Annotated in this window: 20 protein-coding genes; 12 read left to right on the forward strand and 8 right to left on the reverse strand. The window is 64.6% G+C overall.

The window, feature by feature from the left end; translation table 11 throughout:
* Nucleotides 1-19: 19 nt before the first annotated feature.
* From xdhB to CG51_RS15565, 3 genes are all read right to left on the reverse strand, one after another.
* Nucleotides 20-2,434 (reverse strand): xanthine dehydrogenase molybdopterin binding subunit, encoded by a 2,415-nt coding sequence (gene xdhB, locus CG51_RS15555; protein WP_035746517.1) that lies wholly within the window; start codon nucleotides 2,432-2,434, stop codon nucleotides 20-22.
* Nucleotides 2,431-3,819, reverse strand: coding sequence for a xanthine dehydrogenase small subunit (xdhA, locus tag CG51_RS15560; RefSeq protein ID WP_035746519.1), 1,389 nt, complete (start codon nucleotides 3,817-3,819; stop codon nucleotides 2,431-2,433). The genes xdhB and xdhA overlap by 4 nt, the downstream gene beginning before the upstream one ends.
* 652 nt (nucleotides 3,820-4,471) lie before the next feature.
* Nucleotides 4,472-4,849 (reverse strand): VOC family protein, encoded by a 378-nt coding sequence (locus tag CG51_RS15565; protein ID WP_035746521.1) that lies wholly within the window; start codon nucleotides 4,847-4,849, stop codon nucleotides 4,472-4,474.
* A gap of 75 nt (nucleotides 4,850-4,924) precedes the next feature.
* Here CG51_RS15565 and dnaE point away from each other — a divergent pair, with 75 nt between their 5' ends.
* Both dnaE and CG51_RS15575 read left to right on the forward strand, forming a co-directional pair.
* Entirely contained in the window at nucleotides 4,925-8,419 is a 3,495-nt protein-coding gene (gene dnaE, locus CG51_RS15570; protein WP_035746522.1) for a DNA polymerase III subunit alpha, read from the forward strand.
* 39 nt (nucleotides 8,420-8,458) lie between these two features.
* Nucleotides 8,459-10,018 (forward strand): phospholipase D family protein, encoded by a 1,560-nt coding sequence (locus CG51_RS15575; protein WP_035746523.1) that lies wholly within the window; start codon nucleotides 8,459-8,461, stop codon nucleotides 10,016-10,018.
* A 322-nt stretch (nucleotides 10,019-10,340) separates the two neighbouring features.
* On the opposite strand, the gene CG51_RS15580 is transcribed toward CG51_RS15575, so the two are convergent.
* The 3 genes from CG51_RS15580 to tpiA are packed head-to-tail and all read right to left on the reverse strand — an operon-like array spanning nucleotide 10,341 to nucleotide 12,777.
* Nucleotides 10,341-10,853 carry a GNAT family N-acetyltransferase gene (locus CG51_RS15580; RefSeq protein WP_035746524.1) on the reverse strand — a complete coding sequence of 171 codons (513 nt, stop codon included), beginning with the start codon at nucleotides 10,851-10,853 and terminating at the stop codon, nucleotides 10,341-10,343.
* Nucleotides 10,850-12,037, reverse strand: coding sequence for a cytochrome P450 (locus CG51_RS15585; protein WP_035746525.1), 1,188 nt, complete (start codon nucleotides 12,035-12,037; stop codon nucleotides 10,850-10,852). Before CG51_RS15585 ends, CG51_RS15580 begins: the two co-directional genes overlap by 4 nt.
* Nucleotides 12,034-12,777, reverse strand: a complete 744-nt coding sequence (gene tpiA, locus CG51_RS15590) for a triose-phosphate isomerase (protein ID WP_035746527.1) — start codon at nucleotides 12,775-12,777, stop codon at nucleotides 12,034-12,036. Before tpiA ends, CG51_RS15585 begins: the two co-directional genes overlap by 4 nt.
* A gap of 118 nt (nucleotides 12,778-12,895) precedes the next feature.
* Here tpiA and CG51_RS15595 point away from each other — a divergent pair, with 118 nt between their 5' ends.
* Complete coding sequence (locus CG51_RS15595) at nucleotides 12,896-14,494, forward strand: peptide chain release factor 3 (protein WP_035746528.1); 1,599 nt, start codon at nucleotides 12,896-12,898, stop codon at nucleotides 14,492-14,494.
* A gap of 3 nt (nucleotides 14,495-14,497) precedes the next feature.
* Here the strand turns inward: CG51_RS15595 and CG51_RS15600 are convergent, their stop codons facing one another.
* Nucleotides 14,498-15,262, reverse strand: a complete 765-nt coding sequence (locus tag CG51_RS15600) for a transglutaminase-like domain-containing protein (protein ID WP_051930711.1) — start codon at nucleotides 15,260-15,262, stop codon at nucleotides 14,498-14,500.
* 65 nt (nucleotides 15,263-15,327) lie between these two features.
* On the reverse strand, nucleotides 15,328-15,744 hold the full coding sequence (locus CG51_RS15605; protein WP_179285827.1) for an OsmC family peroxiredoxin: 417 nt from the start codon (nucleotides 15,742-15,744) through the stop codon (nucleotides 15,328-15,330).
* Nucleotides 15,745-15,975: 231 nt separating this feature from the next.
* Between CG51_RS15605 and CG51_RS15610 the strand changes: the two genes are divergently transcribed.
* From CG51_RS15610 to CG51_RS15650, 9 genes are all read left to right on the forward strand, one after another.
* A complete protein-coding gene (locus CG51_RS15610) occupies nucleotides 15,976-17,490 on the forward strand; it encodes a DEAD/DEAH box helicase (RefSeq protein WP_035746530.1) in 1,515 nt (504 codons plus the stop codon).
* A 127-nt stretch (nucleotides 17,491-17,617) separates the two neighbouring features.
* Nucleotides 17,618-18,397 (forward strand): SDR family oxidoreductase, encoded by a 780-nt coding sequence (locus tag CG51_RS15615; protein WP_035746543.1) that lies wholly within the window; start codon nucleotides 17,618-17,620, stop codon nucleotides 18,395-18,397.
* A 248-nt stretch (nucleotides 18,398-18,645) separates the two neighbouring features.
* The gene (locus CG51_RS15620) at nucleotides 18,646-18,870 is read left to right on the forward strand and encodes a twin-arginine translocase TatA/TatE family subunit (protein WP_035746531.1); all 225 of its coding nucleotides are present in this window, start codon (nucleotides 18,646-18,648) and stop codon (nucleotides 18,868-18,870) included.
* 26 nt (nucleotides 18,871-18,896) lie between these two features.
* On the forward strand, nucleotides 18,897-19,409 hold the full coding sequence (gene tatB, locus CG51_RS15625; RefSeq protein WP_035746532.1) for a Sec-independent protein translocase protein TatB: 513 nt from the start codon (nucleotides 18,897-18,899) through the stop codon (nucleotides 19,407-19,409).
* Nucleotides 19,406-20,272 (forward strand): twin-arginine translocase subunit TatC, encoded by an 867-nt coding sequence (tatC, locus tag CG51_RS15630; RefSeq protein WP_035746534.1) that lies wholly within the window; start codon nucleotides 19,406-19,408, stop codon nucleotides 20,270-20,272. The genes tatB and tatC overlap by 4 nt, the downstream gene beginning before the upstream one ends.
* A 41-nt stretch (nucleotides 20,273-20,313) precedes the next feature.
* Entirely contained in the window at nucleotides 20,314-21,114 is an 801-nt protein-coding gene (locus CG51_RS15635) for an ATP-binding protein (protein ID WP_416171638.1), read from the forward strand.
* A 62-nt stretch (nucleotides 21,115-21,176) separates the two neighbouring features.
* Nucleotides 21,177-22,082, forward strand: a complete 906-nt coding sequence (locus CG51_RS15640; RefSeq protein WP_035746536.1) for a LysR family transcriptional regulator — start codon at nucleotides 21,177-21,179, stop codon at nucleotides 22,080-22,082.
* Between the two features lie 100 nt (nucleotides 22,083-22,182).
* Complete coding sequence (locus CG51_RS15645; RefSeq protein ID WP_035746537.1) at nucleotides 22,183-22,602, forward strand: DoxX family protein; 420 nt, start codon at nucleotides 22,183-22,185, stop codon at nucleotides 22,600-22,602.
* The coding region (locus CG51_RS15650; protein WP_051930709.1) for a VOC family protein at nucleotides 22,599-23,364 on the forward strand (766 nt) is incomplete at its 3' end. The genes CG51_RS15645 and CG51_RS15650, both read left to right, overlap by 4 nt.

The raw sequence follows: 23,364 nt of genomic DNA on the forward strand, positions 1-23,364 counted from the left end.
GAGGCATGCGCGCTCCGGGTCATGGCTGCCTCCGCTGCCGGGCGATGGCCGAGAGGATCCGCTCCGGCGTCGCGGGGGCGTGCAGGTCGGGATAGGCAGAGCCGTCCCCGCAGGCCGCGATGGCGTCTGACAGGGCCATCAGCGCCGATATGCCATGCATGAAGGGCGGCTCCCCCACCGCCTTGGAGCGGTAGATCGTATCCTCCCGGTTCCGGCCCTTTTCCCACAGATGCACGTTGAAGCTGCGCGGCCGATCGGAGCAGGCGGGGATCTTGTAGGTGGAGGGCGCATGGGTGCGGAGCCGCCCCTTGTCGTCCCACACCAGCTCTTCCGTCGTGAGCCATCCCGCGCCCTGCACGTAACCGCCCTCCACCTGACCGATATCCAGCGCGGGGTTCAGCGACGCGCCCGCATCGTGGAGGATGTCTGCCCGCAGGATCCGGTTCTCTCCGGTCAGCGTGTCGATGACCACTTCGGTGACGGAGGCGCCATAGGCGAAGTAGAAGAACGGCCGTCCCACGCCGCGCAGCCTGTCCCACGTGATCTTCGGTGTGGCGTAGAACCCGGTGGAGGACAGGCTCACCCGGTGCTGGTAGCAAAGTGCTGCCGCCTCGGCGAAGCTGTAGCTTTCGCCCGCCACCTCGACCCGTCCGTCGGCAAAGCGCACCTTTTCCGGCGTCGTCTGGTGGCTTTCGGCCAGATGGGCGGCCATCCGCTCCCTGATCGTGTCGGCCGCGGCCTTTGCCGCCATGCCGTTCAGATCCGAGCCGGAGGAGGCCGCCGTGGCCGAGGTATTGGGCACCTTGCCTGTATCGGTCGCGGTGATCTTCACCCGGTCGGCCTCCACCCCGAAGGAGGCCGCCGTGACCTGCGCCACCTTCTGGAACAAGCCCTGTCCCATCTCCGTGCCGCCGTGGTTCAGGTGGATCGAGCCGTCCGAATAGACATGCACCAGCGCGCCCGCCTGATTGAGATGCGTGAGCGTGAAGGAGATGCCGAACTTGACCGGCGTCAGCGCGATGCCGCGCTTGAGCACCGGACTCGTCCGGTTCCACGCGCGTATCGCATCACGCCGGGCGGCGTAGTCCGCCATCTGTTCCAGTTCGGCGACCATCTCGTGCAGGACGAAATCCTCGACCGGCATGTGGTAGGGCGTCGTCTGCAGCCCGTCCGGATCGACACGGACCCGCTCGACCGTATGGTCGCCGGAAGTCACACGGTCCTCCGGGATCTCGGGGTCGGGCGTTTCGGGCGCCGGTTCCCCGATGATGACGGGATGTGCGTCGGGCCGGGCGGGCGCGTAGAAGTTGAGCTTTCTGACCTCCAGCGGATCGCGCCCCACGGCATGGGCGATGTGGTCGAGCACGCGCTCGATCCCCAGCATGCCCTGCGGACCGCCGAAACCGCGATAGGCCGTGGCGCTCTGCATGTTGGTTTTCAGCCGGTGCGAGGTGATCCGGGCGGCAGGCAGGTAGTAGGCATTGTCGGCATGCAGCATGGCTCGGTCCGCCACCGCGAGCGTCAGATCCTGGCTCCAGCCCGCGCGCGTGTACTGGTCGAAAGCGATGCCGAGGATCCGCCCCTCGCCGTCGATGCCAACCCGGTAGTCGATGCGGAAATCGTGCCGCTTGCCGGTGACCGTCATGTCGTCATCCCGGTCGTAGCGCATCTTGCAGGGCCGTCCTGTCGCCCGCGCCATCAGCGCACAGGCCACGGCCAGATGGTTTCCCTGACTTTCCTTGCCGCCGAAACCGCCGCCCATGCGGCGCACCTCCACCCGCACGGCATTCATGGGCAGGTCAAGCGCCTCCGCCACTTTGTGCTGGATCTCTGTCGGGTGCTGGGTGGAGGAATGGACGATCATGTCCCCCCCTTCCTGCGGCAGCACGAGCGCGGCTTGCCCTTCGAGATAGAAGTGCTCCTGCCCGCCCATCTCGATCCGGCCTGTCACCACGCGGGGTGCGGCGGCAATGGCGGCTTCGGCCTCGCCCTTGGTCCAGGTCACCGGTCCCTGTTCGAACCGGCTGCTGGCGGCAAGTGCTGCCTCCACGCTGAGGATGGGCTCCTCTTCCGCATAGGTCACGCGGGCCAGTCTTGCGGCCTGACGCGCCGCGCGGTGGCTCGTGGCGGCAACGATGAACAGCGGATGGCCGACATAGCGCACGACGCCATCTGCGATCAGCGGCTCGTCATGCGCGCCGGGAGAGACGTCGGGGATCGGATGGAGATCCTCCGGTCCCATCACCGCCACCACGCCCTGCGCTGCGCGCACCGGTGCAAGATCAAGGGATGTCACACGCCCCCGCGCAACCGTGGACAGGCCGAACGCCAGCGACAGCGTGTTGGCGGGCACGGGGATGTCATCCACGTAGCGGGCCTTGCCGCTGACATGCAGGGGCGCCGCGTCATGGGGGAGGGGTTTTGCCACGCTCATGGCTGCACCTCCAGAATGTTCACCGGCGCGCCCGCAAGATCGTGGAAGTAGCGTGTGAGCATGTTGCCCGCCGTCTCCAGCCGGTAGGCGGCGGAGGCCCGCATGTCGGTCAGCGGCGTGAAATCTTCGGTCAAGGCCGGTATCGCGCGGGCGATGGTGGCCTCCGTCCAAGGCTGGCCGATGAGCAGTCTCTCCACGCCGGAGGCGCGTTTCGGGATGCCCGCCATGCCGCCGAATGCGATCCGCGCCGCGGTGACTGTGCCATCCTCCACCGTGACGTTGAAACAGCCGCAGACCGCTGAGATATCCTGATCGAAGCGCTTGGAAAGCTTGTAGCAGCGCAGCCGGTCGGGCTGGAGGGGGGCGGGCCGGCGGGGAATGGACACCGCCTCCACGAACTCTCCGGGGCGGCGATCCTGCTTGCGGTAGTCGAGGAAGAACGCCTCCAGCGGCAGCGTCCGCCGCTCCTCTCCCCGTCGCAGGTGGAGCGTCGCGCCAAGCGCGATCAGTGCGGGCGGCCCGTCGCCGATGGGGGAGCCGTTGGCGATATTGCCGCCGATCGTGCCCGCGTTGCGAATCTGGGTGCTGGCGAAGCGCCGGATCATCTCGCCGAGGCTGGGGTGGAACGGGGCAATCGCGGTTCCGAAGGCGGAGATGGTGACGCCCGCGCCTATGCGGATCTCCTCCTCCCCGATCTCGATGCGCTTCATATCGGCGATTCCGGCAAGGAATGCGACGGGCGCAGGATCGCGCAGGTCCTTCGTGACCCAGAGCCCCACATCCGTGGCCCCGGCGATCAGGACGGCTTCCGGGTGTTCCAGGTACCACGTGGCGAGCGCATCGCTGCTGCGGGGCATGAAAACATCCTCTCCGCCGACGGCCTGCGCGACATCTTGCGCGGGGTCATGCATCCAGCCGGGCACGGGCGCGCTTTCGGCGGCCTCCGCCGCACGCACGATCGGTGCATAGCCGGTGCAGCGGCAGAGGTTGCCCGCAAGCACCGTGTCATGGTCGCGCCGGCCGTTCAGATGCGCGACGGCCATGGAAACGATGAAACCGGGCGTGCAGAAGCCGCACTGGCTGCCGTGTTTCTCCACCATCGCGGTCTGGACGGGATGCGGCTCGCCCGCAGGACCGGCGATGCCTTCGACGGTGCGGACGGCCTTGCCGTGAAGCTGCGGCAGAAACAGGATGCAGGCGTTGAGCGCGCGCGCGCCGTCCTCATCGGCGACCATCACCGTGCAGGCGCCGCAATCGCCCTCGTTACAGCCTTCCTTGGTTCCGGTAAGGCCGCGCTCATCGCGCAGCCAGTCGAGAAGGGTCCGGGTCGGCGGTTCGCCCGCAACCCTGACCGGCGTTCCGTTCAGCAGAAACGCGATCTCCATTGAATATGACCTGCCGCTTTACTCCCTGAAGCGTCTGGTGCCCCGTCCGATGCGGCGTAAGAGGGGCGCGCGTTCTTGAGGTCGAGGTAAGCGCAGCCCCTCCCGCTTGGCAACAGATATCTACGCCCGGCACTTGCAGGAGCGGTGTCCCGCGCCGGGAATGTGATCGCAATGCTCATAAAATGTCGCCGGGTGAAGGAATTGGCCCTTTCCGCGTGCGATTGACGTTCGGCAGCAGAGGCGGAGGCCTCGGATGGCGCTCCCGTTCTATTTCTGCTCCTGTCCATTCATCGTGTCCAGCTTGCCCTGCCTTGCCTTGCCGGGCGGAGGTGGAGGACGCCGCGCGCGCCTCCTTTCCCTACCTCGGTTTTGCCGAAATTCCGGAACCTCCGGCGCTTGCCTCGCGGGGCGGGGTGTCGACCTGAGGCGGCAATGTCCCTCCCCCCGGGAGGTGCAGGAGCAGCCGTTCTGGCCCGCCGCCGCGGTGCCCGCGTTCGAAGTCAGCGACCTTCGAAATCAGCGACCCGGCCGCCATGCTCCGCCGGGTGCGGCCGCGGCTATTCCGGTACTCGCCGACGAGAAGCTGCCGAACCATGATCGGGTTTGTGTGCAAGCCCAACCTTTGCAACCGGATCGAACTGCCTGAGCGACGTCAGTAAGTGGAAATCTCGATCAGATTGCCGTCCGGGTCGCGGAGATAGACGGAGCGGATCGGTCCTTCTGCCCCCGTCCGCTCCACGGGTCCTTCCTCCACCGGGGTGCCTGTCCGGGCGAGATGGCGGATGACTTCGTCCAGCGGCTCTGCGCTGATGAAGCACAGATCGCCGGAGCCGGGGGTCGGGTGCCTGGCTTTCGGGTCGATCTCCTTGCCCCGCTGATGGAGGTTGATCTTCTGCCGGCCAAAGGCAAGGGCCCTGCGCCCCGCGCCGAAGGTCACGGCCTCCATCCCCAGCACGCGGGTATAGAAATCCACCGTCGCTTCAACGGAGGCGACGGTCAGCACGAGATGATCCAGACGCTCGATCCGCATGCCGGAACGCTAGATGCGCAACGGAATTCTGTCCAGCACTTTGCTCCCCGCACGGGAGGGCGTAAGCTCCCGCCCATGACCGCTCCCCGATTCATCCATCTCCGCGTCCATTCCGAATATTCGCTCCTCGAAGGGGCGGTGCCTGTGAAGAAGCTGGTGAAGCTCTGCGTGGAGGCAGGGATGCCCGCCGTTGCGCTGACCGACACGAACAGCATGTTCGGCGCGCTGGAGTTTTCCACCCTGGCCAGCGGCGCAGGCGTGCAGCCCATCGTCGGCTGTCAGGTGTCCGTGCTGACTGGAGCGGCTGCGCCCGGCCAGAAGGCCCGCCGCGCCGCGCCGGTCGTGCTGCTGGCGCAGAACGAGGCAGGGTACCGGAACCTGATGAAGCTCTCCTCCTGTCTCTATCTGGATGCGGGGGGGGAGCTGCCGTCCGTCACCGTGGAGGAGTTGGCAACCCATGCCGAGGGGCTGATCTGCCTGACCGGCGGGCCGGAGGGTGCGGTCGGCCAGCATCTGATCGCCGGTCACCGCGACAAGGCCGAGGTGCTGCTGGAGCAACTGGCCCGGATCTATCCCGACCGCCTTTACGTGGAGATCCAGCGCCATCCGGGAGAGGGGGGGACCCCCGCGCTGGCAGAGCGAGCAACGGAGCAGGGCTTTGTGGAGATGGCCTATGCCATGGGCCTGCCGCTCGTCGCCACCAACGATGTCTATTTCCCCAAGACCGAGATGTATGAGGCCCACGACGCGATGATCTGCATCGCGGAGGGCGCCTATGTCGATCAGCAGGAACCGCGCCGGCGGCTGACCCCCCAGCATTACTTCAAGTCCGAGGCGGAGATGGTCACGCTCTTCGCCGATCTGCCGGAGGCGGTGGAGAACACGGTGGAGATCGCCCGCCGCTGCGCCTTCAAGGTGAAGAAGCACCCGCCCATCCTGCCGCGCTTTGCCGATGACGAGGTGGAGGAACTGCGCCGTCAGGCATGGAACGGTCTGCGAGAGCGGCTGGCCGTGATCCCGCATTCCGCGAGTGTCGCGGAATATGAGGCGCGGCTGACCTTCGAGCTCGGCATCATCGAGCAGATGGGGTTTCCAGGCTATTTCCTGATCGTGGCCGATTTCATCAAATGGGCCAAGCAGCGCGATATCCCGGTGGGTCCGGGCCGGGGCTCGGGCGCGGGGTCGCTGGTGGCCTATGCGCTGACCATCACCGATCTTGACCCCCTGCGCTACAGTCTGCTGTTCGAACGCTTCCTGAACCCGGAACGGGTTTCGATGCCGGACTTCGACATCGACTTCTGCATGGACCGGCGGGAGGAAGTCATCCGCTACGTTCAGGAGAAATACGGCCGTGACAAGGTGGGCCAGATCATCACCTTCGGCGCGCTGCTGTCGAAGGCCGCGGTGCGCGACGTGGGACGCGTGCTCCAGATGCCTTACGGGCAGGTGGACCGTCTTTCCAAGATGATCCCGGTGGAGGGGGTGAAGCCCGTCTCCATCGCCAAGGCGCTGGCGGATGAGCCCCGCCTGCGCGAAGCCGCACGGGCGGAGGAGGTGGTGGCCCGTCTGCTGGGCTATGCCGAGCAGATCGAAGGGCTTCTGCGCAACGCCTCCACCCACGCCGCGGGCGTGGTGATCGGGGACAGGCCGCTTGACGCGCTGGTGCCGCTCTATCAGGATCCGCGGTCCGACATGCCCGCTACCCAGTTCAACATGAAGTGGGTGGAGGCGGCGGGTCTGGTGAAGTTCGACTTCCTCGGACTGAAGACGCTGACCGTGATCCAGAACGCCATCGACCTGATCCTTTCAGGCGGGGGTGAGCTGCACCGCTCCGCCGACGGGCGGGCGCTTTACGTGCCGAAGGAGGGGGCCGCGAACGACATCGGGCATATCCCGCTCGACGATGTTCCGACCTATGAGCTTTACGCCTCCGCCAAGACCGTCGCGGTGTTCCAGGTGGAAAGCTCCGGCATGATGGATGCGCTGCGGCGCATGAAACCCACCTGCATCGAGGATATCGTGGCGCTCGTCGCGCTATACCGTCCCGGTCCGATGGAGAACATTCCCACCTATTGCGAGGTGAAGAACGGCCTCCGGCCCATAGAGTCGATCCACCCCTCCATCGACCATATCCTGGCCGAGACGCAGGGCATCATCGTCTATCAGGAACAGGTGATGCAGATCGCGCAGGTGATGGCGGGCTACAGCCTGGGCGGCGCCGACCTGCTCCGCCGCGCCATGGGCAAGAAGATCGCCGAGGAGATGGCGAAGGAACGTCCCAAGTTCGTCAACGGTGCCATGGCGAACGGCGTGGACATCAAGAAAGCGGGGGAGGTCTTTGACCTCCTGGAAAAATTCGCCAACTACGGCTTCAACAAGTCGCACGCCGCGGCCTATGCCGTGGTGAGCTACCAGACCGCCTGGCTCAAGGCGAACCATCCCGTGGAGTTCATGGCCGCCGTCATGAATTGCGATATCCATCTGACGGACAAGCTGAACGTCTACAAGCGCGAGGTGGACCGGCTGGGAATAGAGACGGTGCCGCCTTGCGTGAACCGCTCGCTCGCCACCTTCAGCGTGAAGGATGGGCGCGTTGTCTATGCACTGGGTGCGCTGAAGAATGTGGGCGTGGAGGCGATGCGCGCCATCGTGGAGGCACGGGGCGACAAACCGTTCCGCGACCTGTTCGATGTCGCACGCCGGGTGGACCTGAAACGGATCGGCAAGCGTCCGCTCGAGATGCTTGCGCGGGCAGGGGCCTTCGACACGCTGGACCGCAACCGGCGCCGGGTGTTCGATAGCCTTGATGCGCTGGTCGCCTGGTCTGCCGCCGTGCATGAGGCACGCATCTCGGCACAGGTGTCGCTGTTTGGCGAGGCGGGCGACGACCTGCCGGAGCCGCGGCTCGTGAACTGCGACGACTGGCTGCCGGTGGAGCGGCTGGCGGAGGAGCATCAGGCCATCGGCTTCTACCTCTCCGGCCACCCGCTGGACGACTACATGCCCGCTCTGAAACGCAAGGGTGTCCTGACGCTGGAGGCCCTGACCCGGCAGGCCGAACGCGGGCCGACCGTGGCGAAGCTTGCGGGTTCCGTTTCCTCCCGGCAGGAAAGGAAATCGGCCAAGGGGAACCGTTTCGCCTTCGTGCAGCTTTCGGATCCGACAGGACTATACGAGGTGACTGTGTTTTCGGAGACGTTGGAGGCGACGCGGCAGTTTCTGGAGCCGGGATCGGCGGTCGTGCTGACGGTGGAGGCGACGATGGAGGCCGACACCCTGAAACTGCTGGCCCGAGCCGCCGGGCCCGTCGACGGCGTGGTGGCCGATGCGGGAACCTCCGGGCTTCGCATTCATCTGGAGGAAGCGCGCGCCGCGCGGTCCGTCGCCGCGCTGTTCGAGCGGATGGCGGAGCAACGCATCCGCTCCCGCGCGCCCATCGAATTCTGTGTGACGGACCCGGAAACGGGCCGGGAGATCGTCATCCGTCTTGGCGAGGACTATCCGGTGTCGCCTCAGATCAAGGGCGCGATCAAGGCCATCGGGGGGGTGAGCCTTGTCGAGGAAGTCTGAGGGAAGCCGGGTCGGCGCTGAACGGGGCGCAGTGAAGTGATGCGTGCCGTGTTGATCGGTCTGGCCATCGTCGCGCTGGCCATTGTCGTAGCCATCGCTGTGCTGCGCCTGCTGTTTCCCCTGCCCTCGCTCGACGGGCGGACGGTAACGCATGCCGTTCCTCCGTCTGCGGAGACGCCGCTCGGCAGGTTCATCGTCGGAGAGGCGGCCGCCCATGGCAAGGAGAGCGGGATAAGAGCGGTCTTCAGCGGCCCAGACGCCTTTGCGGTGCGGATGGCGCTCGCAGATGCTGCGGTGCAGACGCTCGATGTCCAGTATTACATTTGGGAGAACGACCTGACCGGTACGCTGCTGCTGGACTCGCTTCGGCGGGCGGCGGACCGTGGTGTGCGTGTGCGGCTGCTCGTCGATGACAACGGCGTGCCCGATCTGGACCCGGAACTGGCCGCCCTGAATGCGCTCCCCAACGCGGAAGTGCGGCTTTTCAATCCGTTCACGATCCGCAATCCGCGCTGGCTCGGCTATTTCTACGATTTCGTCCGGGTGAACCGGCGGATGCACAACAAATCTTTCACTGCGGACGGTATCGCCACCATCATCGGTGGGCGGAACGTTGGAGACATCTACTTCGAAAGCGGGCCGGACGCGCATTATCTCGATCTCGACGTGCTTGGGGTAGGGCAGGTGGCGAAAGACGTGTCGGCCGATTTCGATGGCTACTGGGGCAGCGACTCGGCCTATCCGGTGGACCGTCTCGTCGAGGTGCCGGAAGATCCGCGTGCCCTGCTGGATGCCCGGATTGCCGCCGTCCGCAAGGACTCTGCGCATGATGCCTATGTCGCGCGCGTTCACTCCGATCCGGAGGTTAGAGAACTTCTGGATGGAAGCTTCAACGTTGATTGGGTTCCCGTGAAACTGGTCAGCGACGATCCTGCAAAGGGGTTGGGCAAAAATGACCGGAGCGGGCTGATGGCCGTTCGGCTGGGCGAGATACTGGAAACGCCTCGTCATTCCATTGACCTGATCTCCGCCTATTTCGTGCCGGGAAAACAGCTTTCCGGCCAACTCGAGGATTGGGCACGCTCCGGCGTGACGGTGCGGGTTCTCACCAATTCACAGGATGCGACGGATGTTCTGCCCGTGCATTCCGGCTATATCAAGCATCGTAAACAGCTGGCAGAGGCCGGGGTGCGGCTTTACGAACTGAAGTCGGATGCGGGGAGCGACCAACGGCGAGAGACGGAGAATTTCGGCCTCCTCGGCTCCTCCATGACCAGCCTGCACGCCAAGACCTTCACTGTCGATGCGGAGCGGATCTTCATCGGATCGTTCAACTTTGATCCGCGCTCGGCCTATCTGAACACGGAAATGGGGTTTCTGATCGAGAGCGCCGATCTCGCGCGGCGTATGGGCAGCGCTTTTGACTCCCAGATCCCCGATGAGGCCTACAGCGTGGCTCTGGAGAATGACCGGATCGTTTGGCTCGATCCCGTGCCGGGTGGCGAGCCTGTCACACACCTGACGGAACCGAACACCACATGGCTTTCCCGGGCCACGGTCCGGTTCCTGAGTTGGCTGCCGATCGACTGGTTGCTCTAGGCTCGAGCCGCGTTCTTCTGACAGCAAAGGGATGATGCGGGGTTCTTCTTGCAGCAGGTGTGCGTTCAGGGCCTTGGATCGGCCGGTGCTTCAGGACCTGCAAGGCGGCCGATCCAAGGCCTTGGCCCGGGGGATGGATGCAAGGAAGGCGGGCGGGCCAATCAGCCGAGGCAAAAGCTTTCGCTAAAAAGGGGATTGCCCTCTTGTGTCAGCCGGTGTTCGGAAGAACACCGTAGCGGCGCTCTCCCCCTTTTCAAATCTGGCGATCACTGGTGTCCAAAGGGGGGCAGCGTCGGCGACTTTCTCTACTGCCGATTCTGGATCAGCGATCCTTTGCAGGTGCCGCGTCCAGGCGGAGCTGCATCAAGACGAGATCGAGCCAGCGCCCCTGCCGCACACCCACCTCGGGCATCATGCCGACATGGGTGAAGCCGAGTTTCTCGTGCAGCGCGATGGAGGCGGCATTGCTTGCCCCGATGGCGCCCACCATCACATGTTTGCCCGCCTCCCGCGCGGCTTCTATCAGCGCCTGCATGAGAACCCGGCCTACGCCGCGCCCGCGCGCCTCGGCCGCGAGGTGGACCGAATGCTCCACGGTCAGCCGATAGCCGGAGAAAGGCCGGAAATCGCCGAAGCTGGCATACCCCAGCACGCGGCCCTCCTCCTCCGCCACCAGAACCGGATAGCCCTGTGTTCGGCGCGCGGCGAGCCATTGGGCGCGGTTTTCCGCATCCACTGGGGCGTCGTTCCAGATGGCATCGGTGGTCGCGAGTATGTCGTTGTAGATTTCCGCCAGTCGCGGCAGGTCGGCGGGGCTCGCCTCGCGAAGGATCATCGCGGCAGTCTTTCATAAGTGACAGGAAGGGCTTCCAGCCCGTGGAAGTGATAAACATCGGCGTAGCGCGGCGGATGGGAGAATTGAAGCCCCTTCAGCCGCGCAAACAGGATCGGCAGGGCGATCTGCAATTCGAGCCGGGCAAGCGGCGCGCCGACGCAGAAATGGATGCCCGCTCCAAAGGCAAGCTGCGGCCCTGGCGTTCGATGCGGGTCGAAGAGCGTGGGGTCTGGCCAGACCTTAGGATCGCGGTTCGCGGCCGCGAGCAGGCAGCCCACCTGATCGCCGGGGCGGAAGCGATGGCCGAACAACTCCGCCTCCTCCCGGCACCAGCGGGTGAAAAGGTGGAGCGGCGGATCATGGCGCATCACCTCCTCAACCAGCGGGGCAACGGTCTCCTCCACCGGCACGATCCCCCGGGGTACAAGCGCGTTGAGCGCGTTGCCAAGGGTGTGGACCGTTGCCTCATGCCCAGCGTTCAGAAGCAGGATGCAGGTGGAGATGAGTTCTTCGGTGGAGAGCCTGTCCCCCGCCGCCTCCGCCGCGATGAGGTGGGAGAGGAGATCGTCGGCCGGCGCGGCACGGCGCTTTTCCACATGCGCCCGCAGGAAGGCCACGAAGTCCTCCGTCGCGGTGATGGCACGGGTTTCCATCTCCGGCGTGCGCCCCGCCTGATACATGCCCACCATGGCGTTCGACCAGCGGAGCAGATCATCCGCCCGATTCTCTGGCACGCCCAGCAATCGGGCGATGACGATGACCGGGAGCTTCTGGGCAAAGGCGGGAAGCAGGTCCGCCCGGTCCTCCGGCAGCATGTCGATCAGGTCATGGCAAAGCGCGGCGATTTCCGGCCCCAGGGCCGCGATCCGCCGGGAGGTGAAGGCGCGCAGCACCAGCCCCCGGAGCTGCGTGTGCCGGGGCGGCTCGAGCTCCAGCATGGAATGCGCTTCCACCGCGTAGAACGGGGCCAGATGCGCGGGGATTTCGGGTGCGAAACCGGGCGGCGGCTCCCGCCCGAAGCGGCGGTCGCGGAGGAGGGCGTTCACCTCCGCATGGCCTGTTGCGCAGGGAAGGGCGTAATCTTCCCACAGGAACAGCGGCCCCGCGGCGCGGCCACGGTCATAGAACGGGTAGGGATCCTGCACGAAGGCTGGATCCGTCGGGGACTGGCGGAGGGCTTTCATCCGGCAGCGGAAAGCGCCTCGACGATGGGAGCGAAATCCTCCGCCTTCAGCGAGGCGCCCCCGACCAGCGCGCCGTCGACATTCGCTATGGCGAAGACGCTCGTGCAGTTGCTGGCTTTCACCGAGCCGCCATAGAGCAGCCGCATCCCGTTGCCCGCATTTCCGTAGCGGATGGCGAGGCGGCTGCGCAGGAAGGCGTGAACCTCCGCGATCTCGGTGGCGGTGGGGGTGCGGCCGGTGCCGATGGCCCAGACGGGTTCATAGGCGATGACCGTGTTCTCCGCGCTCGCGCCATCGGGGAGCGAGCCTTCGACTTGACGCCCGATGACGTTCAGCGTCCCTCCCGCGTCCCGCTCCTCCTCGGTCTCACCCACGCAGACGATGGCGACGAGACCCGCCGCCCATGCGGCCTGCACCTTGGCGCGGACGACCTCATCCGTCTCGCCATGGTCGCTCCGGCGCTCGGAGTGGCCGAGGATCACATGGGTCGCGCCGGCGTCGCTCAGCATCTCGGCGGAGATGTCGCCGGTATGCGCGCCGGAGGTCAGCCAGTGGCAATCCTGCCCGCCCACGGCGAGGGCACCCTCGGCCTTGTGGACAAGCGGAGCGATCAGCGTGGCGGGGGGGCAGATCAGCACGTCGCACCCCGGCTCCGGGCAGGCGGCGATCAGCCGATCCACCTCGGCCAGAGAGGTTCGAGTGCCGTTCATCTTCCAGTTACCAGCCGCCAGCTTCCGCATCCCGTCTCTCCGTCATGGGTTTTCTCCAGCCATAGGCGATCACCGGACGGCGCGAAAGCACCCCCTTCGGCGGAGGCCGCGATTGCACCCGTGCGTGGCTTCCGCTATTCGTGGGCGCATGTCACAGAACCGCCCCGCCCTTCCGCCCGAAATCGCCCGCCGGCGCACGTTTGCGATCATCTCGCACCCGGATGCCGGCAAGACCACGCTGACCGAGAAGTTCCTGCTGTTCGGCGGGGCGATTCAGATGGCCGGTCAGGTCCGGGCGAAGGGAGAGGCGCGGCGCACCCGTTCCGACTTCATGAAGATGGAGCAGGATCGAGGCATCTCCGTCTCCGCCTCCGCCATGTCGTTCGATTACCGGGAATTCCGGTTCAATCTCGTGGACACGCCCGGCCACTCCGATTTCTCGGAGGATACCTATCGCACGCTGACGGCGGTCGATGCGGCTATCATGGTGATCGACGGCGCAAAGGGCGTGGAGAGCCAGACCCGCAAGCTGTTCGAGGTCTGCCGCCTGCGCGACCTGCCGATCCTGACCTTCTGCAACAAGATGGACAGGGAAAGCCGCGATACGTTCGAGATCATCGACGAGATCCAGGAAAACCTCGCCATCGACGTGTGTCCGGCCAGCTGGCCCATCGGGGTGGGACGCGACTTCCTCGGCTGCTACGACATCCTGCACGACCGGCTGGAACTGATGGACCGGGCCGACCGGAACCGGGTGGCGGAATCGATCAAGATCAGCGGGCTGGATGATCCGAAGCTGGCCGATCACGTCCCCGCCGAGCTGCTGGCGAAGCTGCGCGAGGAACTGGAGATGGCGCGCGAGCTTCTCCCCGCCTTCGACCGTGAGTCGCTGCTGAACGGCTCGCTGACACCGATCTGGTTTGGCTCCGCGATCAATTCCTTCGGGGTGAAGGAACTGATGGACGGCATGGGGGAATGGGGGCCGGAGCCGCAGCCGCAGAAGGCGCTGGAGCGGCAGATCCTGCCCGAAGAACCCGCCGTGACCGGTTTTGTCTTCAAGGTGCAGGCGAATATGGACCCGAAACATCGGGACCGCGTGGCCTTCGTGCGGCTGGCATCGGGGCATTTCGAGCGCGGGATGAAGCTCCTGCACGTTCGGACCAAGAAGCCCATGGCTGTGTCGAACCCGGTCCTGTTCCTTGCCGCTGACCGGGAACTGGCAGAGGAAGGGTGGGCAGGCGACATCATCGGCATCCCCAATCACGGCCAGCTTCGGATCGGCGATGCGCTGACGGAAGGCGAGGCGCTGCATTTCACCGGCATCCCCTCCTTCGCTCCGGAACTGCTGCAGACCGTGCGCGCGGGTGATCCGATGAAGGCCAAGCACCTTGAAAAGGCGCTGATGCAGTTCGCGGAGGAAGGCGCCGCGAAAGTATTCAAGCCGATGATCGGCTCCGGCTTCATCGTGGGCGTGGTAGGTGCACTGCAGTTCGAAGTACTAGCGAGCAGGATCGAACAGGAATACTCGCTTCCCGTGCGGTTCGAGGGGTCGCAGTTCACCTCCGCGCGCTGGGTCTCCGGCCCGAAAGCGGAGCTGGAGCGGTTCGTCAACATAAACAAGGGCCATATTGCCGAGGATCACGACGGCGACGTGGTATTCCTGACGCGGCTGCAATGGGACATCGACAGGATCCAGCGGGACTTTCCCGATCTGAAACTGACCGCGACGAAAGAGATGATGGTCTGAGGTTCAGACCTCATCAGTCCAGACGCGGAACCCTTTCAATTCATGCGGGCCATAGCTGGCAAGCATGGGCACATCCGCCGCATCCCGTCCGCGCGCGATGACGATGCGCCCGATGCGCCGCGCGTTGTTGCGGGGGTCAAAGGTCCACCACCGGTCCCCGAGCCACACTTCCATCCAGGCGGAGAAGTCCATCGGGCTGGGCTGGGCCGGGATCCCGATATCGCCGAGATACCCGTTGACATAGCGCGCGGGGATGTTCAGCGCGCGGCAGAAGGTGATGGCCAGATGCGCGAAGTCGCGGCAGACGCCCGTGCCGTCCGCAAGGGTCTGAGAGGCGGTTCGGGTGGAACTGGCGCGGGCGTAGTCGAAGGCGACCTGCGATTTGCCGTAGTCGAGAATCGCTTGAACCCGGCTCCTGCCCGGCGGGAGATTGCCGAACAGATCCCAAGCGCGCTGGCTCATCGTGTCAGTTTCGCAATAGCGCGATCCCGTGAGGTAGTAGAGCACTTCAGGGGGCAGGGCGGATACCGGATTTTCCGCCGCACCTTCGTCTGCCGCATCGGGAAGGCCGTCGTCGCGGATCACCCCATCTAGCAGAATGGTCGTATCGCCCGGGCGTGCGGTGAAGCGGCGGCACAGGTTGCCGTGAGCGTCCAGATAGCTCTCGATATCTTCAATGCCGCCGCGAATCTCTGCCTTCACGGGTGTCAGGAGGTCGGCCCGCCGCTCGGGATGGACGTCCAGCATCGTCACAACCGGCGTCGGCATGACGCAACCGATGGTCAGTTCACAGCCGAACCGGATCGTGAGGGGGTGCCGGGCGTCCAACACGGTCAGCCTTTCCGCGCTTCCATGCTGATCTCCGCCTTGAACAGCTTGGAGACGGGGCAGCCGGTTTCTGCTTCCTTGGCGGCGGCGACGAGGGTCTCCTCATCCGCGTCTGCGCGGATCACCACTACGAGATGCGCCTTGGTGATCTCACCCTGGCTCGGGTCGAGCGTGATCTTGGAGGTCGTGTCGATTTCGTGAGGGGTGATCCCCTTCTTCCCGAGGATGCTGGCGAGCGCCATGGAAAAGCAGCCGGCGTGGGCCGCACCCAGAAGCTCCTCCGGGTTGGAGCCGCCGGTTTTCTCGAACCGTGTCGCATAGCTGTAGGACTTGTCCGTCAGCGCATTGCTTTGCGTGCTGAGCGAACCGTGGCCTTCTTTCAGCGATCCGTTCCAGACTGCGGTGCCGTATTTCTCGATCATGGGAACTCTCCTTGTTACGGGACAACGCGGTGCCCCGCTCATTGGTTTCACCGTCGCGGGCATCCGGCAAGCGGCGAATGCGGCCGCTGAAGAGCATCTGGGCCGCGATTGTTGACCTTCCAGTGGAATTACTGTAAGCAATTGCGTCCGCTCCTGCGGACCCGAGCCGGGACGCATGGAACGGCGTCCTCCTGAACGCGCGGCCCGATGCCGCCGAACCACTGGACGCCAATGACAAAATTTTCAGATCTCAATCTCGACCCGAAGGTGCTCCGTGCCGTCGAAGAGGCGGGCTATGAGACACCGACCCCCATTCAGGAGGGAGCCATTCCGCCCGCGCTCGAAGGGCGCGATGTGTTGGGCATTGCCCAGACCGGCACCGGCAAGACCGCCTCCTTTACCTTGCCGCTCATCACCCGGCTTGACAAGGGCCGTGCCCGCGCGCGGATGCCGCGCAGCCTCGTGCTTGCGCCTACGCGGGAATTGGCCGCGCAGGTGGCCGACAACTTCGACATCTACGCCAAATACACCAAGCTCACCAAAGCGCTGCTGATCGGCGGGGTCTCCTTTGGGGAGCAGGACAAGCTCATCGACCGGGGTGTGGATGTCCTGATCGCAACGCCGGGGCGGCTTCTCGACCATTTCGAACGCGGAAAGCTCTTGCTGACCGGCGTGCAGATGATGGTGATCGATGAGGCGGATCGGATGCTCGACATGGGCTTCATCCCGGATATCGAGCGCATCTTCTCTCTCACGCCCTTCACTCGGCAGACGCTGTTCTACTCCGCCACGATGGCGCCGGAGATCGAGCGGATCACCAAGACCTTCCTGTCCAACCCCGTCAGGGTGGAGGTGTCGCGTCAGGCGACGACGTCCGAAACGATTGAGCAGGGGCTGGTCGAGTTCAAGCCGACCCGCAAGGACCGGGCCGTGGTCTTCAAGGAGAAACGCGCTGTCCTGCGGGGGCTGCTGCGGCAGGAAGGGGCGGCCTGCACCAACGCGATCATCTTCTGCAACCGCAAGATGGATGTGGATGTTCTGGCGAAATCGCTCAAGCAGCATGGGTTCAATGCCTCTCCCATCCACGGCGATCTGGAGCAACGGCAGCGGATGCAGACGCTCGATGGCTTCCGCGACGGCTCGATTAATATTCTCGTGGCCTCCGATGTGGCAGCCCGCGGTCTGGACATTCCCGCGGTGAGCCATGTGTTCAACTTCGACGTGCCGAGCCATCCCGAGGATTATGTCCACCGGATCGGGCGGACGGGACGCGCGGGCCGCAAGGGCAAGGCGTTTACAATCGCGGTTCCCTCCGACGACAAGTATCTCGCCAATGTGGAAAGCCTGATCAAGCAACCGATCCCGCGGATCGAGAACCCGGTCTCCATCGCCGCTGTGGAGGAGAACGAGGCAGCAGGCGAACCACGCAAGGAGAAACCCACGCGCACCCGGACCCGTGGCGGTCGCCGCAAGGCAGACGCAGGGGCGCCGGCAGAGGCGCCGAAGGTCGAGGCGGAAACGCGCGTGGAGAAGCCTGCCGAGAAACCCAAGGCCAAATCCGCCCCGCCGGAAGAGCCGCGCGTGGAAGCCGAATCCTCCGCGCGTGAGGAGAAACCGCACCGCTCCCGTGAGGGTCAGGGCCGTCGCGACCGCAAGGAGAAGCGGGAGGATGGACCCGTCGTCGGCATGGGGGACCATGTGCCGGAGTTCATGCTACGCTCGTTCGCGACGCCCTCGGGGAACTGACACAACAAGGTCAGCGGAGGTGCCCGCGGTAACGGGGGCGCCGTTTCGGCCTTTTCGCCTGTTCCGCATAACTGGCCTCCCGCGCCGCAGGATGCTACGTCGTCTTCAGGGAATGATGGAGAAGCGGATGGATCTGGGTATTCGGGGCAGGAAGGCGCTGGTCTGCGCCTCGTCTAAAGGGCTTGGGCGGGGGTGCGCCGAGGCTCTTGCAGAGGCGGGGGTGGACCTCATTCTGAACGCGCGCGGAGCCGAGGCGCTTGAGGCGACCGCCGCTCATATCCGCGACCGGTATGATGTGGAAGTGACGACCGTCGCCGCCGATATCGTCGATCCCGAAGGGCGCGCGCGTGTTCTGGAGGCCACGGGAGAGGCGGATATCCTCGTCACCAATGCGGGCGGCCCGCCCCCCGGCACCTGGACGGATTGGTCGCGCGACGACTTCATCAAGGCGCTTGATGCGAACCTGCTCACGCCGGTGGCGCTTATGCAGGCGCTCGTGCCCGGCATGGCGGATCGCGGTTGGGGCAGGGTGGTGAACATCACCTCGCAATCCGTCCGCGCGCCGATCGCAGCCCTCGGACTGTCCAACACGGCGCGCACGGGGCTGACCGGCTTTGTCGCGGGCACGTCCCGGCAGGTCGCGGGCAAGGGCGTGGCAATCAACAACCTGCTTCCCGGTATCCATGATACCGACCGCGCAACCGCCCTCGATGGCGGCATGGCCAAGCAGGCCGGCATATCCATGGAGGAGGCGCGTCAGCGCCGGTATGCGAGCATTCCCGCCGGGCGCTACGGGACCGCGCAGGAGTTCGGCGCCGCCTGTGCTTTTCTCTGCTCCCAGTATGCCGGTTTCTTCATCGGGCAGAACTTTATGCCGGATGGCGGCCTGAACAACCTTACAATGTGAAAGGTGATTCCCCGTTGCTTGTATGCAGGGAATGGGGAACTGCAGGGTTCTTTGTGGGGCAAAGAGCGCGCGACATACGCTTTTTCAAGTCTTTTCAGTTATCCAGCGCCCTGAACGATTTTCCGTGATTATACCGTTGTGGGGGCTTTGAAAGGACAAACGGGGGGAGTAAGTCTTTCAGTCAGCACGTTGACACCCGGCCTTAGGAACGGGAAACAGGCGCAGTGACGCCTTAGAAGGAGCAAGCCATGGGTCGTTTCGGAGTGACCGAAATTCTCATCATCGGTGTGGTGCTGCTGGTGCTCTTTGGGCGCGGCAAGGTTTCCTCGCTGATGGGTGAAGTCGGCAAGGGCATCACGGCCTTCAAGAAAGGGGTGAAAGACGGGACGGAGGAAATCGAATCCGCATCCGCCGCCGCAGCGCGTGACGTAACGCCTGCGACCACCCCGGAGCAGGAAAAGACCAAGGTCTGATCCCGCGAACCTGAAGGCAGCGGAACATGTTCGACATCGGCTGGAGCGAACTCGTCCTGATCGGCATCGTGGCGCTGGTCGTGGTCGGGCCAAAGGATTTGCCTGCCATGTTCCGCACGCTGGGCCGTGTGACGGCCAAGGGGCGCATGATGGCGCGCGATTTTCAGCGCGCCATGGAAGATGCGGCGGACGAGGCCGGGTTGAAGGATATTCAGCGTGACCTGAATTCCATTCGCTCGCCCATGCAGTCGGGTCTCGATGCGGTCAATCGCAAGTTGGACGACTGGGACGCCCGCACCAACCGCGTGACCCCGTCCGGCGTGAGTCCCCCTTCCGCAGCGAACGGATCCGCGCCGCCCCCAGCGGCTCCAGTACCGCCCGCAGCCACCGCTCCGCTGGAGACGCCGTCAAGCGCTCACGCAACTGACCCCGCGGGAGTGGCGGCGGTGGAGCCGCGCACTGTCGCACCTGAACCCGTATCCGAACCCGCCGTGGCGAAAGCATCGGCCGAAAGCCCCGGAGACGGGACCAAAGTATGAAGTCCGAAGATATCGACGATTCCTCCGCCCCGCTGATCGAACATCTTGCGGAGCTTCGAAAACGGCTCATCTGGTCAGCGCTTGCCTTCGTGGCAGCCATGTTCCTGGCATTCACCGTCTGGAATCCTATCTTCAACTTCCTGACCTGGCCTGTCTGCGGCGCTCTGGCGGAGCGGGGGCAGGATTGCGGGCTTGTTCTCATCAAGCTGCAGGAAGGCTTTTTCGTTGCCATCAAGATTTCGATGTTCGGCGGTCTGGTCCTGTCGTTCCCGATCATTGCCTATCAGCTGTGGCGGTTCGTTGCGCCTGGCCTTTACCGGTCCGAAAAGGCCGCTTTCCTGCCGTTCCTGATCGCTTCCCCGGTGATGTTCATCATCGGCGCGGCCTTTGCCTTTTTCGTGGTCATTCCGATCGCGTTCAACTTCTTCCTGACCTTCCAGCAGGTTGGATCGCCGGGCGTGCCGATTCCCGCGGAGCCGGGCAGCGTGACGCCCCATACCGCAGGCATCACCTTTCAGGGTTCCGTCGCGGAATATCTGTCGCTGACGATCAGTTTCGTGACAGCATTCGGCCTGTGTTTCCAGCTTCCGGTCCTGCTCGTGCTGATGGGGAAGGCCGGGCTGATCACTTCCAAGGGGCTTGCCAGCGTGCGGCGCTATGCGGTGGTGGTCATCCTGATCGTGGCAGCCATCGCCACGCCTCCCGATGTGATGAGCCAAACCATCCTGTTCGCCGCGATCTACCCGCTCTATGAGATCTCCATCTTCCTCATCCGCCGGATCGAGCGCCGGAAGGAGGCCGAGATGAAGGCGGAAGGACTCTGGGTGGACGAAAGCGAGGAAGACGGGAAGGACAAGGCGTGACGACCCAGGCACTCGAACGGATCGCCGCGGCGCTGGAGCGCATGAGCCCTCCGCCCGCCGCCCTCCCGGATTTCACGCTCGCTGACGCCTTCGTCTGGCATGTCGGACCTGATCGGCTCGAGCCGGTGCCGCATGTCGCGCGCGTGGACCTATCCCTCCTGATTGGCGTCAATCGAGCGCGGGACGTCCTGCTGGAGAATACCCTGCAATTCGCCCGGGGACTTTCGGCCAACAATGCGCTGCTCTGGGGCGCGCGCGGCATGGGGAAGTCCAGTCTGGTGAAGGCCGTTCACGCCGAAGTCCGCCGTCAGGGTCGGCCACTGAAGCTGGTCGAGGTGCAGCGCGAAGACCTGCCCTCCCTGTCACGGCTGCTGAACTTCCTGCGCAGGTCGGAGGAGCGGTTCCTCCTGTTCTGTGACGATCTTTCCTTCAGCCACGACGATCAGCACTACAAATCCCTGAAGGCGGTTCTGGACGGTGGCATCGAAGGCCGCCCGGAGAATGTCCTGTTCTATGCGACCTCCAACCGGCGGCACCTGATGCCGCGCGACATGATCGAGAACGAACGCTCCACCGCGATCAACCCCGGCGAGGCGGTGGAGGAGAAGGTTTCTCTCTCTGATCGCTTTGGCCTTTGGCTGGGATTTCACCCCTGCGATCAGGACGAGTACCTGGCCATGATCCGCGGTTATTGCGCCGCATATGACGTGCCCGTAGCCGAGGATGAACTGCGCGCAGAGGCTATCGAATGGCAGGCTACGCGCGGGGGGCGGTCCGGTCGCGTCGCGTGGCAGTTCTTTACCGACCTCGCGGGCCGCAAGGGCGTTCCCATTCACGCCTGAAGAAGCGCTTTTCCTAAGCCTTATAAACTGCTTAGCTGCGGCCATGGAAGCGGAGGCGGCAGGTGGACAGGCTCGAAGCCGATCGGATGTTCGTGGCGGTGGTGGAGGCGGGCAGCTTTGCCCGCGGTGCCGAACGGCTGGGTGTCAGCCCCGGACAGGCGTCGAAGCTGATCGGCAGGCTGGAGCAGGCTCTTGGCGTGCGTCTTCTTCACCGGACCACCCGGGCACTTCACCCGACGGACGCGGGACGCGCCTACTACGAGGGGCTTCGCGATCTTCTGCTGGAGTTCGATGCGCTGGACGCCGCGGTCCGGACTGCCTCTCAGACCGCGGCGGGGCGCATCCGCGCTTCCGTGCCGCTGTCCTTCGGTGTCTCGGCGCTCACGCCGGTTTTGCTTCGCTTCGCGCAAGCCTATCCGGAAATCGTGCTCGACGTGTCCTACACCGACCGTCAGGTCAATCTCGTGGAGGAGGGCTATGACGTGGCGGTCCGCATCGGTCGTATTGGTGATTCACCTTCGCTGATCGGACGCAAGCTGTCGGAGGCGCGGCTTCTGCGCTGTGCGTCGCCCCGCTACCTTGCTAATCATCCCCGTCCCGAGGTGCCGGATGACCTCCGCGACCATGGCTGCATCCTCGATACCAACATGGCGGAACCCTTTCGCTGGAAGTTTTGCGACCCCCGGACCGGGGAGGCGCTCGAATATCCTGTGACCGGCCGCCTTCGATTTGCGAATGCGGAAGCGTGTCTGCGCGCAGCCGAGGCGGGCGAGGGGGTGGCGTCGATTCCCGCCTTTCTCGCCATGGAAAGTGTGCGCAAGGGCCATGTCACACCCTTGCTGGAGGCGTGGGAGCCGGAAGCGCTCTCCATCTTCGCGCTCTATCCGCAAGGACGGCATCTCGCGCGGAAAGTTCGGGTTCTGCTCGACTTTCTGGTGGAGGAGTTCCGGTCGCCAGCGTGGGGATAACTTCCATATTGGAATGAATATCCCGCCAGTATCTCCATTTATTGCTGTATCAGATAGGACCATATTCTGGGCATGAAATCGAATCCCTGAAGGATCTGTCATGCTGGATATTCGAACGGCACCCTATGCCGCCCTGCTGCTTCGCATCACGCTTGGTGCCTTGTTTCTTGCCCATGCTGGGTTGAAGCTGTTTGTCTTCACCCCTGCGGGAACCGCTCAATTCTTCACATCTCTCGGTCTGCCGGGCGGGCTCGCCTATATCACCATCGTCTGGGAAATAGTCGGTGCGCTGGCGCTTATCCTTGGCGCCTATACACGCTGGGTGGCCCTGATAATGACCCTCCCGTTGATCGGCGCGATCGCGACCGTCCATGGACCAGCGGGCTTTTTCTTCACCAACCCGAATGGCGGCTGGGAGTTTCTCGCGCTCTGGATCGTTGCTCTGCTGGCCCTCGCGTTGATGGGTGATGGTGCCTTTGCCGCAAAACCTTCGCGTTCGGCTTCGGGGGAGAGAGTATGATGGATATGGAACATGGCCCCGACCGTGACCCGGTGAGTGTCGCGAGCGTCGCGCTTCGTGTCCGGGATTTGGATACGGTCACGCGCTTTTATGAGACGGTTGTCGGTTTGTCGGTCCTGAGCAAGGATGGCGAAGGCGCTGTTTTGGGCGCCGCGGAGCGCGGGCTGCTGGAGCTGCGCAAGGACCCGAATGCGCGCCAGCGCATGCCGCAGGAGGCAGGCCTCTTTCATACGGCTTTTCTGTTGCCCGGGCGGGGTGCTCTCGGGGGGTGGTTGCGTCACGCGGCCGACCTTGAGACGCGGCTCCAGGGACTCTCGGACCATCTGGTGAGCGAAGCTGCTTACCTGATGGACCCAGAAGGAAATGGCATCGAGATCTATGCCGACCGTCCACGGAACGTCTGGCAGTGGCATGACGGCCAGGTGGCGATGACCACGGAGCGAATGGATGTCGCTTCTGTTCTGGAAGCCGCAACGCCGTGGACCGGCGCGCCCAAGGGTTCAATGGTCGGGCACGTGCATCTACAGGTTGGTGCTCTCCCGGAGGCCGAGGCGTTCTACTCCGGCCAACTGGGTTTCGACATCACCACGCATTACCCCGGCGCCACCTTCTACGCGACCGGTGGCTATCACCATCATCTGGCGACGAATGTCTGGAACAGTCGTGGAGCAGGTGTCCGTCAGCGCCCGTCCACCGGACTCGAAGAAGTTCGACTCGCAGTCAGGGAATCCACCTGCAGATTCCGAGGTTATCCGGCCAGGC

The organism is Haematobacter missouriensis, assembly GCF_000740775.1.
In the GTDB taxonomy this organism is placed as follows: Bacteria; Pseudomonadota; Alphaproteobacteria; order Rhodobacterales; family Rhodobacteraceae; genus Haematobacter; species Haematobacter missouriensis.

Coding starts and splice junctions, on each gene's coding strand:
- xdhB (WP_035746517.1), bottom strand. CDS start 2,434: ATGAGCGTGGCAAAACCCCTCCCCCATGACGCGGCGCCCCTGCATGTC.
- xdhA (WP_035746519.1), bottom strand. CDS start 3,819: ATGGAGATCGCGTTTCTGCTGAACGGAACGCCGGTCAGGGTTGCGGGC.
- CG51_RS15565 (WP_035746521.1), bottom strand. CDS start 4,849: ATGCGGATCGAGCGTCTGGATCATCTCGTGCTGACCGTCGCCTCCGTT.
- dnaE (WP_035746522.1), top strand. CDS start 4,925: ATGACCGCTCCCCGATTCATCCATCTCCGCGTCCATTCCGAATATTCG.
- CG51_RS15575 (WP_035746523.1), top strand. CDS start 8,459: ATGCGTGCCGTGTTGATCGGTCTGGCCATCGTCGCGCTGGCCATTGTC.
- CG51_RS15580 (WP_035746524.1), bottom strand. CDS start 10,853: ATGATCCTTCGCGAGGCGAGCCCCGCCGACCTGCCGCGACTGGCGGAA.
- CG51_RS15585 (WP_035746525.1), bottom strand. CDS start 12,037: ATGAAAGCCCTCCGCCAGTCCCCGACGGATCCAGCCTTCGTGCAGGAT.
- tpiA (WP_035746527.1), bottom strand. CDS start 12,777: ATGCGGAAGCTGGCGGCTGGTAACTGGAAGATGAACGGCACTCGAACC.
- CG51_RS15595 (WP_035746528.1), top strand. CDS start 12,896: ATGTCACAGAACCGCCCCGCCCTTCCGCCCGAAATCGCCCGCCGGCGC.
- CG51_RS15600 (WP_051930711.1), bottom strand. CDS start 15,262: ATGCCGACGCCGGTTGTGACGATGCTGGACGTCCATCCCGAGCGGCGG.
- CG51_RS15605 (WP_179285827.1), bottom strand. CDS start 15,744: ATGATCGAGAAATACGGCACCGCAGTCTGGAACGGATCGCTGAAAGAA.
- CG51_RS15610 (WP_035746530.1), top strand. CDS start 15,976: ATGACAAAATTTTCAGATCTCAATCTCGACCCGAAGGTGCTCCGTGCC.
- CG51_RS15615 (WP_035746543.1), top strand. CDS start 17,618: ATGGATCTGGGTATTCGGGGCAGGAAGGCGCTGGTCTGCGCCTCGTCT.
- CG51_RS15620 (WP_035746531.1), top strand. CDS start 18,646: ATGGGTCGTTTCGGAGTGACCGAAATTCTCATCATCGGTGTGGTGCTG.
- tatB (WP_035746532.1), top strand. CDS start 18,897: ATGTTCGACATCGGCTGGAGCGAACTCGTCCTGATCGGCATCGTGGCG.
- tatC (WP_035746534.1), top strand. CDS start 19,406: ATGAAGTCCGAAGATATCGACGATTCCTCCGCCCCGCTGATCGAACAT.
- CG51_RS15635 (WP_416171638.1), top strand. CDS start 20,314: ATGAGCCCTCCGCCCGCCGCCCTCCCGGATTTCACGCTCGCTGACGCC.
- CG51_RS15645 (WP_035746537.1), top strand. CDS start 22,183: ATGCTGGATATTCGAACGGCACCCTATGCCGCCCTGCTGCTTCGCATC.